The organism is Exiguobacterium sp. MH3, from assembly GCF_000496635.1.
Classification (GTDB): Bacteria; Bacillota; Bacilli; order Exiguobacteriales; family Exiguobacteriaceae; genus Exiguobacterium_A; species Exiguobacterium_A indicum.
This window is the reverse complement of record NC_022794.1, coordinates 1,317,033-1,331,532: the sequence shown is the minus strand read 5'-3', so window position 1 is coordinate 1,331,532 and position 14,500 is coordinate 1,317,033. Positions and strand designations below refer to the sequence as shown.

Sequence of the window (14,500 nt, the reverse complement as noted above, 5' to 3'; positions counted from 1 at the left end):
CCCTTCTGTTATGTGTTGTTACTTAAAGTCTCGTACTAAGTTGTGCCTTAATGTCTTCGATATTCATGACATTTTCAAGAGCAACAATGTCACGAGTACCGTTGTCGAGCGAAATAATGATATCTTTTGCACCTAAATAAATATCAGCCGGTTCCGTTTGTGCAGTCGACAGATCTGTATGAGAAACATCTGCTTCTTTCCCCATTTGTTCAAGTGCCTTTTTAACGTTAAGTTCCATAATGAAACTTGATCCAAGTCCGTTTCCACATACTACTAAAATTTTCTTCATGATTTAGTCCTCCTCAGAATATGGTTCGATGATTGTTTCGATTTCTGTTACAGAGCTTGCCTCTAGTAAACGTGTGACATCCGCTTGATTTCCTAAAAGATTCGTCAGTTGGCTTAGCGCTTTTAAATGTGTTGTTTGATCAATGGCGGCAAGAACAAAAAATAGACGTACTTCTTTATCTTGTGGAAATAAAACAGGTTCTTCTAATTTCAAAATACTCATTCCTAGTTGCAGTACACCGTCTTCCGGTCGTGCGTGTGGAATCGCCACATCTGGCATTAAGACAATATATGGACCATGAGACTCAACGTTTTGAATCATCGTTTCGATATACGCTGGTTGAATCTTTTTCTCGAGTAGTAAAGGACTTGCTGCCACTCGAATGGCATCCATCCATGATTCTACCCGTTGGTGTATCTGTATTTGGTTTGTTGTGATTAAATCATTTAGCACCGGTTGCCCTCCTTGTAGCAGTTTTGGTTGTCTTGGATATAACAGCTGATTTAATTCCTGTCGTAACGCTGATTCACTTTGGATTGTTGCATGTTGTTTGATGACAGCAATCAAATCCTCCAATTGAATTTCATCTGATTGGTTTCGTTTTAGAAAACGCTGCTCCACCGACCGTCTTAATGTAATTTGCTCAAAACGTGTCGGCAAGGTAGGTACAAGCATGACATCTGCCTGCAAATGAATACTCTCTTCTAACGGAACTGTCGTAAAAATCACATCGATAATTTCCACGAATTGACCCACTTCACGTTGTGATACCGGTGGTAAAAATACAATCTCAGGAAATTGATTTTTTAGAATGTAATCAAGCATATGCGATACACTAATCCCACTTGGACAGACAACAATTGCTTTTAACTTTTTATCCAATTGCTCTCCTTGCTGATTTAGATGTGTGGCAAAGTGAAGCGTATAATACATGATTTCGACATCTGGTATGTCTTGATTCATCAACTTGCGGAATGGTTCTAACGCTTTCGATACAAGAACATGTAATACTTGGTGTTCTTCCATGACATACCGCTTTAATTCCGATGATGATTCCAAACCTGAATAGAGGCGCTGCATCGTAGCTTTCGAGTGAAGTACTAACTTTTCACAAAGAGCCTCTTTTTCGATAATGAAAGTGCAAGAAATCGTCTCAAAATGAGTAATCACCTCATGCATGATTTTGAAAAGACGAGCATGAAGATCTTTTTGAATTTCCTCTTCCACCTTCGGACCACTTTGGATAAGGAGATCTAACGTATCAACAAATAATGTCCGTTCTTCGAAATAAGAAATGAGAGTTGAATCAATGTTCTTCACGAACAGCGGTTCTTCACTGGGTACAACTTCCTTGATAGCTATTGATCGACCTAACATCAAAAAATAAGATAGTTTCTCTCGATGCTCTTCTACAAATTGGAATTGTTGTTCTGCTTCATATGATTCAATGTGTTGTTTCGCTTTAATTAAACGCTCTGACCAATCATCAATGATCATAGACATCAAATCGTTTTTCGTAGAAAGTCGAATTAATCGCTCAATCGCTCGGTACATATACAAATAAATCGTTTGTAGATGCCCATAGAAGTGATATCCATCTTTTCGAGAATAATTGAGTGTAATCCCAAATTGAACCGCGTCTTTTTTCACAGCGTTTAAACTTTCTTGCACTGTAAACTTCGATACATTTAACAACTGCTGATAATGAACGGAAGATACAAAATCTTTTTCCACCATCGTATAGAATGTGATCAACAACTCACGTTCTTCTTCCGAAAAGATTAATTCAGCTTTCTCTAATTTCTCTCCAATCCCCTTATCAGATGGAATCGTCAAAATCGGTCCATTCACATCAATCAACGGTAATTGATGATATCCAAGCCATTCTTGAATACGTTCGATTTCATACTCTAAAGTTCGTTTAGAATACGGTAAGATTGTTAATAAAAATGGAATTTGTACGATTTCTTCATGAAGCATCACATGAAGGATTCGTTTACTTTTTTCGTTCAATAACATAAGTGGAGGCCTCCTACGCATTCAGTATAAAACGAAAACACCATCTTTTTGTAAGCGTTTACGATTGATGTTTGTTCTTGCTATTAACAAAAAACTGTCTCTAATTCTTGAGAACAAAAAAAACACTCATTCGTCACATGAGTGTTTTACAAGCGATTTAATTTTTATTTGTATTTTACCATAATAAGCCAAACAACCTGTTCTATACCGAATAAATATTCTTCAGATTGATAGTCTTCACTCTTTTACTAACTCATAAAACTGATACGTATTCTTCCCAGACGACTTAGCGGCATATAGCGCAACATCCGCCTGTTGTAATAAGGCCTGCAACTCTGGACGAAACGCAGTGTCATACATCACGATCCCGATACTCGTCGACACGCGGTAGTCCGTTTCCCACTCACTTAACGCAGTGACGATCCGCTCTGCGAGTCGTTCCCACCCTGCCTTTGAATCCGAATGACCGAAATGGAGGATGAATTCATCACCGCCTAGTCGTACGGCCATCGCGTCGTCTTGTTCGCGGACGAACTGTCGCAAGCGTTGTGCGACCTCTTGCAGGACGATGTCCCCCGTCTCGTGTCCATAGACGTCATTGACCTGCTTAAAGCCATCGAGATCAAGGAAGAAGACAGCTCCTGTCTGCCCGGGATGCTCCTCGAACTGCTTCGTTAAGTACCGCCGATTGTGAAGTCCTGTCAACGCATCCTTCCAAGCATGGCGCTCAAGCTCCAAATAGTACAAGAAGAGTCGAACGATTCGTTGCAACAGCTGAACATTCTTCTGTTCATACAAGCTGACCCGATTATTGATCGCACATAATGTGCCGAACGTCTCTCCGCTCGTCAAGACGATTGGAATACCTAAGTAGGACCGGACGTGAGCGTCCTCCAAACCCTTTCGCCAGTCGCCGAGTTGTTCCGCGTTCGGAATATCTTCGAGCACGACCGGCTGTCTCGTCTCAAAATCAATCAGCTTACATAACGATTGGTTCAATTCAATCTGCATGCCTTCCACCATCGGGATATCTGCTTTGTCGTTCGCAATCTTCAACATCCGTTGTTGTCCTGCTTCGATCGCTGATAAATACAGCATCTGCTCGGGTAGAATTTCTTTCGCAAAATCGAGGACATCATCTGCCAATTCATCAAAATTTTGATACATCTTCAAGTCTTCAAATGGTTGATTCATACAGCACCTCATTTCGAAGTCATCTTCTGCAGCGTCTCTGATTTGAAAAACGAAAAGGTTACATTTATTACCACTTTCTCTTTTGACTATCGTTTAAACCTGTTTTTGTAAAAAGCGTTCGATGGTCCTAATTCTAGTCCTAAATGAGAAAGATTATCATTTTTTTATTTTCGTATAGTTTATAGAAGGTAAAAATTCGGACAGCCATTTGGCTGGAAATGAGCGTTGCGTCTTCTAAAATCGTCTGCTATCATTCTCGGTGAACATGACAATGATAATCATTATCACTTATTGAGAACAGATGACTCAGATAGAACTACATAATCCATCTGCTACTTAATCCGTGATTCATGCGTTATCAAATTAAACAAGAGGAGCTGAATCATCATGGGGAAATGGAAAACACCACTCGTCGTGAGTTCGCTTGCTGTTTTACTGGCGGCATGCGGGAACGCAGGAGAAGCAGACACAAAGAAGGACGCGGAAGCACCGAAAACGGTCAAAGTCAAGGACGCACATGGAACGGTCAACGTCCCGGTTGATCCGAAGAAGGTCGTCGCACTCGACAACCGGACATTCGAGACGCTTGCCGCATGGAACGTCGAACTCGCAGCAGCACCAGTCGGACTGCTCCCGGCTGAATCACCATATGCAAAAGATAAAGATATCGTAGATGTCGGCATGCACTTCGAACCGAATCTCGAAGCGATCGCTGGTGTTAATCCGGACGTCGTCATCGTCGGACAACGTTTCGCTGATCATTATGAAGACATCAAAAAACTCGTTCCGAACGCTGCTGTCATCGACCTTGACATCACTTTACCGGAAGACTCCGGTACACCAGGTGAGTTACTCGTCAAAGGACTTGAAGATACGACTGAGACACTCGGACAAATCTTCGATAAAAAACAAGAAGCGGACCAGCTCGTGACGACGCTCGAGCAATCGATCAAAGACGTTAAAAAATCGTATAACGGACAGGACAGCATCATGTCGGTCATCGTCTCAGGTGGCGATATCGGTTTCTCGGCTCCGATGAGTGGACGTGTCTTCGGACCGATGTATGATTTGTTCGACTGGAAACCAGCCCTCGAAGTCAAACAAAAATCAGGTAACGACCAAGGGGATGAAGTCTCGGTCGAAGCGATCGCTCAAAGTAACCCGGACTGGTTACTCGTCCTTGATCGTGACGCACCACTTGGAAACGCAGAAGGTGCCGTACCGGCGCAAGATGTCATCGACCGTGCGCCTGCCCTGCAGAAAACAAAAGCAATCAAAGACGACAACATCGTCTACGCACCGAAAGATACGTACTTGAATGAATCGATTCAGACGTACTCGGAATTCTTCACTGACATCGCGAAAGCGCTCGAGAAGTAATGGCACACGCACAGCAACAAATGAATGGAAGAGTTGAGCCACCCGCTCGACCTTCCTTTTCTGTCGTTTGGACGAAGCCGTTCGTCTTGACCTTATGTCTCGTCTTAGCGCTCGCAACCGCGTCTCTCTTCACGGGTGTCTACGAACTACGGAGTGCCGCGAACGATTTCGATATGTTCTGGATCACACGTGTTCCACGGACACTTGCCTTGATGCTGACCGGTGCTGCGATGGCGATGGCTGGACTCGTCATGCAACTGATCACGCAAAACCGCCTCGTTGAACCGACGACGACAGGAACAATCGAATGGGCTGGACTCGGATTGTTAGCCGTTTACTTACTCGTTCCGGCACCGTCATTGATGATGCGGATGAGCGGAGCCATCGTGTTTGCGTTCATCGGGACGATGGTCTTCTTCTGGTTTCTCCGTTCGGTCCGATTGCGGTCATCGTTGATCGTTCCAATCATCGGACTGATGCTCGGAGCCGTCATCTCCGCGATATCGACGTTTCTCGGGTTGTTCTTCCGTGCCAGCCAAGCGATCGAAGGCTGGTTCGTCGGCTCGTTCGCGTCCGTCCAGATCGGTCGCTACGAATACCTCTGGATCATCATCGGTGTCACGGTCTGTATCTTCTTTCTCGCGAGTCGCTTGACGCTCGTCGGACTCGGCGAAGACATTGCGACGAGTCTTGGCGTCAACTACAATCGACTGATGCTGATCGCGACCGGGCTGATTGCCCTATCCGTCGGTGTCGTCGCGACCGTCATCGGCAATCTGCCCTTCCTCGGCTTGATCGTTCCGAACATCGTCTCGATGTTTCGCGGTGACGATCTCCGTAGTAATCTGCCGTGGGTCTGTCTGATTGGGATGGCGACGATTTTAATCAGTGATTTGATTTCACGCACGATCATCCGTCCGTTTGAGCTACCGGTCTCCTTGATTCTCGGAACGGTCGGGGCAGCCGTCTTCATCATCATTCTGTTACGTCGACGGAAGACTGGAGGTGTCAGATGAGTACCGCGATTAGACAACAAGAACATACACGAATTCAACCGAGCGTTACACGTGAAACCAATCGCCGAGCATCTGCGTTTCAGTCGAAACGACTCGAGCGCCGCTACTGGATTCTCCTCATTCTGTTCCTCAGCGGCGGAGTGCTCAGTACGATCGGTCTCTTGCTCTACAATAATCCGGTCCCGTTTGATTCTCCGTCCTTTTGGCCGGTCGTCGAACGCCGGATCACGGCCGTCATCACGATGGCGATTGCGGCAATTTGCCAAAGTCTCGCGACCGTCGCCTTTCATTCGGTCACGAGCAACCGGATCATCACACCATCCCTGCTTGGTTTTGATGCTCTCTACTCGACGATCCAGACATCGATGATTTTCTTCTTCGGTGCGGGAGCACTCGTCGGCTTTACCGGCACGAGCGCTTTTTTGACACAGGTCGCAATCATGCTCGCGATGAGCCTCTTATTATACGGATGGTTGTTGTCCGGAAAGTACGCGAACCTGCAGCTGATGTTGCTCGTCGGAATCATTCTCGGTACGGGTCTGAACTCGCTGTCGTCATTCATGCGAAAGATGCTTGCACCGTCCGAATTCGATATCTTACAAGCACGATTATTCGGTTCGGTCACGAATGCCGACGCGTCCTACTTCCCGATTGTCATTCCAGTCGTCCTCATCGTTGGTCTGTTGCTCTACTTCTCGTCAAGACGACTCAACGTCGTCGCACTCGGTAAAGAGGTCGCGACATCGTTCGGCGTCAACCATCGTGGCAGTGTCATCTACTTCTTGATTCTGATTTCACTCCTGATGTCGATGTCGACGGCATTGATTGGACCGTTGACGTTCTTCGGCTTTTTAGTGGCGACACTCAGTTATCAGGTCGCTGCGACGTACGATCATAAATACGTCTTCCCGATGGCATTCGCGATTGGTTTCTTCGTTTTGACGACTGCCTATTTCTTCATGTATCACATTTTCAACACGCCAAGCGTCGTCTCCGTCATCATCGAACTGTTCGGCGGACTGATTTTCCTTGTCGTGTTGCTTAGAAAGAGGTCCCTATGATATCACTTGAACAAGTTAAAAAATCGTATACGGATGAGGTCCGAATCGGTCCAATCGACTTAACGATTCCTAAAGGCGGATTCACGGCGTTGATCGGTCCAAACGGTGCCGGTAAGTCGACGACGTTGATGATGATTGGTCGTTTGCTTGATCTCGATGACGGACAGATCGAAGTCGCTGGTATGGATGTGACGAGTAGCAAATCGAAAGACTTAGCGAAGATCATCACCATCCTGCGACAGGAAAATCATTTCGTGACCCGGCTGACGGTCCGCCAGCTCGTCGGCTTCGGACGTTTCCCCTACTCAAAAGGTCGCTTGACAGCTGACGATGAGACGATCATCTCGAAATACATCGATTTTCTCGAGTTGACGTCGCTTGAGAACCGCTACCTCGACGAATTATCGGGCGGACAGCGGCAACGGGCATATGTCGCGATGGTACTCTGTCAGGAAACGGAATACATTCTACTCGACGAACCCCTCAATAATCTTGATATCGCCCGCTCGGTCCAGATGATGGGTTATCTACGACACGTCGCTGATACGTTCGGACGGACGATCATCACCGTCTTGCACGATATCAATTTTGCTGCGAAATACGCCGACCACATTTGTGCGATGAAGGACGGACAAATCGCCGCCTTCGGAACGGTCGCCGAAGTCATGGATGAAGCGCTATTATCCGAGATTTTCGAGACACGACTTGAGATCATCGAAGGTCCATACGGTCCGATTGCCGTCTATTGATGCTGATAGCGAGTACCTAATATCTTTTTAATCAATGAGCAAACGTCACACAGTGGTGTCTTTTGCTCATTTTCGTATATACTCTCCTCTTGAAACCATCATCCATATTTTGTAACATGAGTTTATGAAAGGATGACTGAATATGGATGTTTTACTCTACAACTTCATCATGTTTCTCTTCTATTTCCCTTGTTTGATTATTCATGAGTATGGTCATGCGTTCGCTGCACGATGTTATGGTATTCCGATTAAATCCATTGCATTAGGAAAAGGAAAACCATTTTTTCAACTGGGACATTTCTTTATTTCTAGAAAGTACATTTGGGAAGGGTTATATACTCCGGACGGCCCTATTAGTACGTTAAATCGCACGCAAAAATCTTTTTATTATCTAGGTGGTGTATTGTTTAACTTCATTTGTGTTGTGATCGGGAGTCTGATCCTTTTTCTATTGCATAATGAAACAATGCATTACATTCTACAAGCTTTCGTACGAATGTCCGCTATATTCGTCATTTTCAATCTATTACCACTTCGTTTATTTAGTGGATTTCCAAGCGATGGATTACAACTGATCTATCTATTTAAACGAAGAGATCATGCATAATGAATTAGGAGGATGATCTCTTCACATTTAATATAAAAAGACTGGGACTGTGTAGATGTCCTAGTCTTTTTTAATGAGTACATCTAAAACATACCTTGGATTGCGATATGCATTTTGATAAAAGATAGTATATACACATATAGTTACGTTAAGGTATGAGAAACTATAGAAAATCCAAGTGTCTTAAGAAATATTAGATTTATTGAAAAAAGATGGAACATTCGGCATAAACTGATGACTCCCACATACCTTAGTTTATACCACTCCTCAGAATAATTTTGTAAACGCATTCAAATTACTGGTGATTTAGTGGTAACGTACGTCATACTGACTGTAGGTAATAGAAAAGGAGTGTTAAAGATGGAATACAAAAAAGGACTCGAAGGCGTCATTGCCGCTGAAACACAAATCGGTTTAGTCGATGGAACGTTAGGTCACCTTATTTATCGCGGACACTGGGCAAAGGAACTCGCATTATCTTATTCGTTTGAAGAAGTCGCGTATTTCATCTGGAATGGTGAATTCCCGACTGAAGCGGAACTGGTCACATTCAAGGAACAGATGACGAGCTATCGTGAACTTCCTTCTTATATTAAGACGATTCTCGATACATTGCCGAACGAGATGGATGTCATGAGTACGATGCGAACAGCGATCTCGGCACTCGGTACACCCGCTTTCGCTTGGCCACCGACAATTGATCAAGCGATGCACGTAACAGCACTCTTACCATCGATCATCGCCTATAAATATCAAAAAAATCAAGGCGCTGACTTCATCGAACCGAATCCGGAACTCGATCACGTCGCGAATTACATCTATATGATTAAAGGACAATTGCCGAGTGAAGTTGAGATTAAAGCGCTGACGGCGTATCTGATCCTAACGATTGAACACGGTATGAATGCTTCGACATTCGCTTCCCGTGTCGTCGTCTCGACGGAATCGGAAATGATTTCTGGCGTCTGTGCCGCGATTGGTTCCATGAAAGGACCGCTTCATGGTGGCGCTCCGTCAGAAGTCATTGAGATGATTGATGAGATCGGAACGATCGACAACATCGAACCGTGGATCCGAAACAAGTTAGAAAAAGGCGAAAAACTGATGGGCTTTGGTCACCGGGTCTACAAAACACGCGATCCGCGTTCAGAAGCCTTAAAAGTCGTCTCAAAAGATCTCGCGCAAGAGAGCGATTGGTTCAACCTGATTACACAAATGGAGCAAACGGCGATCGATTTACTCGAAGAATACAAACCGGGTAGAAAACTGTATACAAATGTTGAATTCTTCGCGGCAGCCGTCCTAAAAGGACTCGACATTCCGAAAGAACTGTTCACACCGACGTTCACCTCTAGCCGTATCATCGGCTGGACGGCACACATCCTCGAACAATCGCAAGATAACCGGATCTTCAGACCACAATCGTCCTATACAGGACAGATGCCGGAACAAGCAGCTAAGTTTTAATCAGTCTCTAGATACGATCAAAAAATGGACCGATGCCTGACATCGGTCCATTTGCTATGGCGTTTTATTTAACGATTGTCTCTAATGAGAAATCTAGTACTTCCACTTCACACCCTGCCGCTTCTACATCCGGACTACACGCATACGGTCCAATCTTCAAATCCGTCACGTCATGTAAGTGTGCGATGCGAAGCTGCTCTTTGTGCTCTCCTGTTACGTGATACAACGTGACGTCTTGATTGAGGTAATGGAGTTCAAAGACCAGCGGTGCATCAAACAGCGTATTATCGACGTCCCGACACGACCAATCCGAGTAACCGAAGCTCGTCACGACGGCACCGAGATGTGACGGACCATCCGGAATGAATTCAGCCGACACTTTCACCCAGTGATCGTCGTTCACATAAAGCAAAATCCCCGCTTGATCATATGTCGCATTCGGGTTTAATTTTAATTCGATTCGGCACTTGAATTCCCCGTCCGGAGAATGCTGTAACAACGCATGACCTGTCAGACGGTTAAACTGATAATGGGTATTGCGCCAAAAATCCGTATCCGGATCCGTCACGAAGCGTAATGGGGTTTCCTCCTTGATCCGTGTCGGTCGATTGAGCCATTTCATTCATAACACCCTCCTTTTTATCGCCCTCTTAACTTCCGTAACTTTCGATAGCCACGAATGAGCATATCGAGCATACAATCCCTCCTATTTTCGATGAACCCTTAGACTACTTGACGAAGTCGTTGCATATCCTTATATAAAGCCGATCGTTTCAAACGTCTATTCTGTATTAAGTATTGCACATCCGACCGGTTATCGTACATCAGTTGGATATGGAAATAATTAATGTATTCAAGAATCGCAAAGACATACAAAAACAACGTGATTCGTAACCCGTACACTGGAAAATCGGATTGAGAGCGAATCCAATCGAGTCCGAATGCATATGCTGTCAGGACGATCAAAGCCAGATTGAAGACACGACAGTGACGTAATCGTCGGACGACGGGTTCCGGGGTGATCGACGTTCCTTCCTTCTTCAGACGCCTTGACTTGCTGTACCAATACCAAGCTCCTTGAATCAACAACAGCTCAAACAAAAACAGTGACATCCAAAAGGCACTGAGTTCAAATAACTGCAGTCGTGGAAAGACACGATTGCCAAACCAGCTGAGTGGTAAAATCGTGACGACCGTGAACAATTCTCCTCGGTACAGATAGGCGAGTCGTTCCGCAACGAGCTGCTTCATGGCGTCACCCATTCGATCCGGAACTTACTTCCTGGACCAAGCTGTGCAATCAATGGTTGATCGGCTTCAATGACGCGTCCGAGGACGTTGACTCGCTCATCTGCCGACAAATTACGTTTCGTGATTTGAACCTCGCCCGCGTATCGTCCGTATTTTTCATTATCGATCGTAATCGTTCCAAGCGGACGGGCAGACGGATCTTGCGGTGTTAGATCGATCGTCGACGGCTTCATCCGCGACTCGACGGACCGAATTACATCCCGCGCCGGATCAAACCGATTCGTTTCCGTCTCTCGTTGTATCTGTCGTCCGTTCGCCACGGCTCGGAGGAGGATGATTCCGTCTTGCTCTGCTTCGAATTGCCGAATCGTCGCCTCCGTCAATCGTGGATCTCCGACGAGGATTCGATCGACGGTCGATTGTAAATCGATATAACTGGCGAACGGTGACGCATGCCGGTGTTCTTCAAGTGTCGGTAACGTCTCAAACAACGGTCCACGGAGTGTCTCGTCACCCGGTATGAATGCTTGAACCCGTAATCCTTGCGCCTGCAACCAAGCATTCTTTGCATCAAACCACGTCCGGTCGAGTCCTGTTTCCGGTCGCGGATAAAAATTATGCCACGCTTCCGTGTGATCGATTCGCAGACCCTGTGCCTTCATCTCCGTTAATTCATCTGCTGTTAACGTACTAGCGTTCAGCGCGACCATCATTTGGTTCGATAACGTCGCGATTTGCTGCGGGCTGATGCCGTAATCAAGACGCAGTCCAGTGACGCCCCAGTCCGTTAACGTCGCTGCTGTCTCCCATGTCTTGCCGAGCGTCGCGAGCGACGCTGGTGCGATGTCCGCCACGAGTTCGAATCCGAGCTCACGTGCTAAACGACCGAGCGCTTGCAAGCGTTCGACGTACAGTGAAGAATCGTCCTCGGGAATATGTAGCGATGTAAAGAGCGACGTAAAGCCAACAACACGCATCCGCTGTAGCCACTCGCTCGTCTCGTCTGTGATCGGTTCACTTAAATAGATTGATAATCCTTTCATCGACTCACTCCTTCTCTTCTCTACTTAGAGAAAAAGCAGCTGATTCCTTCTTTTGGGAAGGATTCAACTGCTGGTCCACACCTTAAATCCCGTCTGCCATCTCTTCTTTGAAACCGAACCAGTACGTGAACAGGAATCCTGCCGCGTACGAGATGACGAGACCACCGATGTACGTCAAGTACATTCCGTTGTCGATCAACGGAGTCAATGATAAACCGGATACGCCGACACCAAGCGCCGTCGTCTTCATCGTTGCTTGGAAGGCACCACCGACTGCTGCGCCGAGACATGCCGTTACGAACGGACGACCGAGCGGCAACGTAACACCGTATAACAGCGGTTCACCGATTCCAAGGAAACCGACCGGAATCGCACCTTTAATGATGTTACGCAGGCGCGGATTGCGCGTCTTGACGAAAATCGCCATTGCCGCCCCGACTTGACCCGCTCCTGCCATTGCAAGAATCGGTAAGAGTGGCGTGTTGCCAATCGTGTTCAAGAACTCGAGATGGATTGGTGTCAGTCCATGGTGGAGACCGACCATGACAAGTGGTAGGAAGAAGCCGGCCAGTACTGCCCCGGCGAGTGGTCCACCGACCTCAAGTACGGCATTGATTGCTTTCATGATACCGTCTGACAAGAGTCCAGCAACCGGCATGATCGCATAGAGCGAGGCGAATCCAACGATCAGCACCGTCAACAATGGCGTGAAGATGATATCAATCGATGCGAGCATGAAGCGACGGATGTGTTTCTCAAGATAGGTCATCAGCCAAGCGGCGAAGATGACACCAAACAATCCGCCTCTGCCCGCAACGAGCGGTTCCCCGTAAATCGTGATGTCCGCAAGCACGGGGTTGAATAGAATCCCACCGGCGATTGCCCCGAGCACCGGCGTGCCGCCGAACTCCTTCGCCGTGTTCCACCCGACGAGAATTGCGAGATATAAAAAGACCGTCCCACCGATCAGTAGTAAAATCTGCATCCATGTCTGTGTTTCATCGACACCCGCATTTTTTGCGAAGTTCGCACCACCGTTAATGATACCGGAAGCAACAAGACCCGGAATGAGCGGAATGAAGATGTTCCCGATTCGGCGCAAGAAGCGTTTGAACGGTGACTGTTGTTTTGCTTTTACTTTTTGCCGTTCGACGGCAGCTCGTTCTTCTGGCGTCAAGTTCGGATCAACGGACTCTTCCCCGATCGCGAGTCCTGTTTCGCGACTTAAGTGTTCTGCTACCCGATTGACCGTTCCCGGACCGACGACGATTTGTAACGTCTCGTCATCGATGACCCCCATGACCCCATCAATCCGCTTTAACGCATCGATATTGGCTTGCGTCGGATCCTTTAGCGATAAACGAACCCGCGTCATACAGTGCGCAAGCTGCCGGAGATTATCTTTTCCACCGACGTGCTCGAGAATCGCGTGTGCCAGCACTTCTTCCTTCTTCATCGTGTTTCCCCCTTAGAGTGCGTCTCGGACAAATCCGTTCGCTTGCTGTAATCGTTCGACGGCTTCCGCATGCGGAACATTCGCGAGAATCATGACGATCGCCGTCTTGACGTGCCCGTGTGCTTCATGGAAGACACGCTCCGCCGTTACGGCATCGACTCCTGTGGCCTCACGGATCATCCGCTTCGCCCGAATCTCCAGTTTTTCGTTCGTTGACTGGACGTCGACCATCAGGTTTTGATAGACCTTGCCGACACCGATCATCGCCGCTGTCGAAACCATGTTCAAGACGAGCTTTTGTGCCGTTCCAGCCTTTAGTCTTGTTGACCCCGTCAAGACTTCCGGACCTGTTTCGACTTCGATCGCATAACGCGCGTGCCCACTGATGACCGCATCCGTGTTGCAAGAAATCGCTGCCGTCACCGCTCCGACTTCCTTCGCGTAATCAAGCCCGCCGATGACATACGGCGTCCGACCGCTTGCTGCAATCCCGATGACCGTATCACGAGCTTCTAGCTGGAGCCCTTTCAAATCGTCGACGGCAAGCGTCCGACTATCCTCTGCTCCCTCGACCGCTTTGATCAACGCGCGTTCGCCGCCAGCAATCAAACCGACGACCATGTCTGGTGAGACCCCGAACGTCGGCACACATTCTGCCGCGTCGAGAATCCCAAGCCGTCCGCTCGTACCGGCACCGATGTAAATCAAGCGTCCTCCGTTTTTGAATGATGCAATGACGTGTTTGACGACTTCCGCGATGACGGGGATTTGTTCCCGAATGACCGTCGCGACCGTTTGATCCTCAGCGTTCATCACCCGTAAGACATCTTCGACTGTCATCTCATCGAGTTGCATCGTCCGTTCATTTCGACGTTCCGTTGCTAATTGATCTAACATCTGCTTCACCCTTTCTCTTCCCTCCCTTTATTATACAATTAAGAAATTTTAATTCAATATTATTTATTTAA

At 46.9% G+C, this 14,500-nt stretch carries 14 protein-coding genes; 6 read left to right on the top strand and 8 right to left on the bottom strand.

The features are described 5' to 3' along the window. Positions 1-22 precede the first annotated feature (22 nt). The 3 genes from U719_RS06795 to U719_RS06785 form a co-directional block, all read right to left on the bottom strand. The gene (locus U719_RS06795) at positions 23-289 is read right to left on the bottom strand and encodes a PTS sugar transporter subunit IIB (protein WP_023468011.1); all 267 of its coding nucleotides are present in this window, start codon (positions 287-289) and stop codon (positions 23-25) included. 3 nt (positions 290-292) lie between these two features. Then, positions 293-2,308 (bottom strand): PTS sugar transporter subunit IIA, encoded by a 2,016-nt coding sequence (locus tag U719_RS06790; protein ID WP_023468010.1) that lies wholly within the window; start codon positions 2,306-2,308, stop codon positions 293-295. A 237-nt stretch (positions 2,309-2,545) separates the two neighbouring features. Next, positions 2,546-3,502, bottom strand: a complete 957-nt coding sequence (locus tag U719_RS06785) for a diguanylate cyclase domain-containing protein (protein ID WP_023468009.1) — start codon at positions 3,500-3,502, stop codon at positions 2,546-2,548. Positions 3,503-3,889: 387 nt separating this feature from the next. On the opposite strand from U719_RS06785, the gene U719_RS06780 reads away from it, so the two are divergent. The 6 genes from U719_RS06780 (at position 3,890) to U719_RS06755 (ending at position 9,782) form a co-directional block, all read left to right on the top strand. Continuing rightward, entirely contained in the window at positions 3,890-4,882 is a 993-nt protein-coding gene (locus tag U719_RS06780; protein ID WP_023468008.1) for a siderophore ABC transporter substrate-binding protein, read from the top strand. Between the two features lie 20 nt (positions 4,883-4,902). Continuing rightward, positions 4,903-5,898, top strand: coding sequence for an ABC transporter permease (locus U719_RS06775; protein WP_041255397.1), 996 nt, complete (start codon positions 4,903-4,905; stop codon positions 5,896-5,898). Next, positions 5,895-6,959 carry an iron chelate uptake ABC transporter family permease subunit gene (locus tag U719_RS06770; RefSeq protein ID WP_023468006.1) on the top strand — a complete coding sequence of 355 codons (1,065 nt, stop codon included), beginning with the start codon at positions 5,895-5,897 and terminating at the stop codon, positions 6,957-6,959. The genes U719_RS06775 and U719_RS06770 overlap by 4 nt, the downstream gene beginning before the upstream one ends. Beyond that, the gene (locus U719_RS06765; RefSeq protein ID WP_023468005.1) at positions 6,956-7,708 is read left to right on the top strand and encodes an ABC transporter ATP-binding protein; all 753 of its coding nucleotides are present in this window, start codon (positions 6,956-6,958) and stop codon (positions 7,706-7,708) included. The genes U719_RS06770 and U719_RS06765 overlap by 4 nt, the downstream gene beginning before the upstream one ends. A gap of 142 nt (positions 7,709-7,850) precedes the next feature. Continuing rightward, the gene (locus U719_RS17115) at positions 7,851-8,315 is read left to right on the top strand and encodes a site-2 protease family protein (protein WP_023468004.1); all 465 of its coding nucleotides are present in this window, start codon (positions 7,851-7,853) and stop codon (positions 8,313-8,315) included. Between the two features lie 360 nt (positions 8,316-8,675). Then, positions 8,676-9,782, top strand: coding sequence for a citrate synthase/methylcitrate synthase (locus U719_RS06755; RefSeq protein WP_023468003.1), 1,107 nt, complete (start codon positions 8,676-8,678; stop codon positions 9,780-9,782). A 64-nt stretch (positions 9,783-9,846) separates the two neighbouring features. Here U719_RS06755 and U719_RS06750 read toward each other — a convergent pair whose 3' ends face one another. The 5 genes from U719_RS06750 to murQ all read right to left on the bottom strand — a co-directional run bounded on the left by U719_RS06750 (position 9,847) and on the right by murQ (position 14,429). Then, complete coding sequence (locus U719_RS06750) at positions 9,847-10,404, bottom strand: DUF1349 domain-containing protein (protein ID WP_023468002.1); 558 nt, start codon at positions 10,402-10,404, stop codon at positions 9,847-9,849. A gap of 101 nt (positions 10,405-10,505) precedes the next feature. Further along, positions 10,506-11,033 carry a hypothetical protein gene (locus tag U719_RS06745; protein WP_041255395.1) on the bottom strand — a complete coding sequence of 176 codons (528 nt, stop codon included), beginning with the start codon at positions 11,031-11,033 and terminating at the stop codon, positions 10,506-10,508. Then, positions 11,030-12,076, bottom strand: a complete 1,047-nt coding sequence (locus U719_RS06740; RefSeq protein ID WP_023468000.1) for a DUF871 domain-containing protein — start codon at positions 12,074-12,076, stop codon at positions 11,030-11,032. The genes U719_RS06745 and U719_RS06740 overlap by 4 nt, the downstream gene beginning before the upstream one ends. An 82-nt stretch (positions 12,077-12,158) precedes the next feature. Next, positions 12,159-13,532 (bottom strand): PTS transporter subunit EIIC, encoded by a 1,374-nt coding sequence (locus U719_RS06735; protein ID WP_023467999.1) that lies wholly within the window; start codon positions 13,530-13,532, stop codon positions 12,159-12,161. Between the two features lie 12 nt (positions 13,533-13,544). Beyond that, entirely contained in the window at positions 13,545-14,429 is an 885-nt protein-coding gene (gene murQ / locus U719_RS06730) for an N-acetylmuramic acid 6-phosphate etherase (RefSeq protein ID WP_023467998.1), read from the bottom strand. Positions 14,430-14,500: the final 71 nt, after the last annotated feature.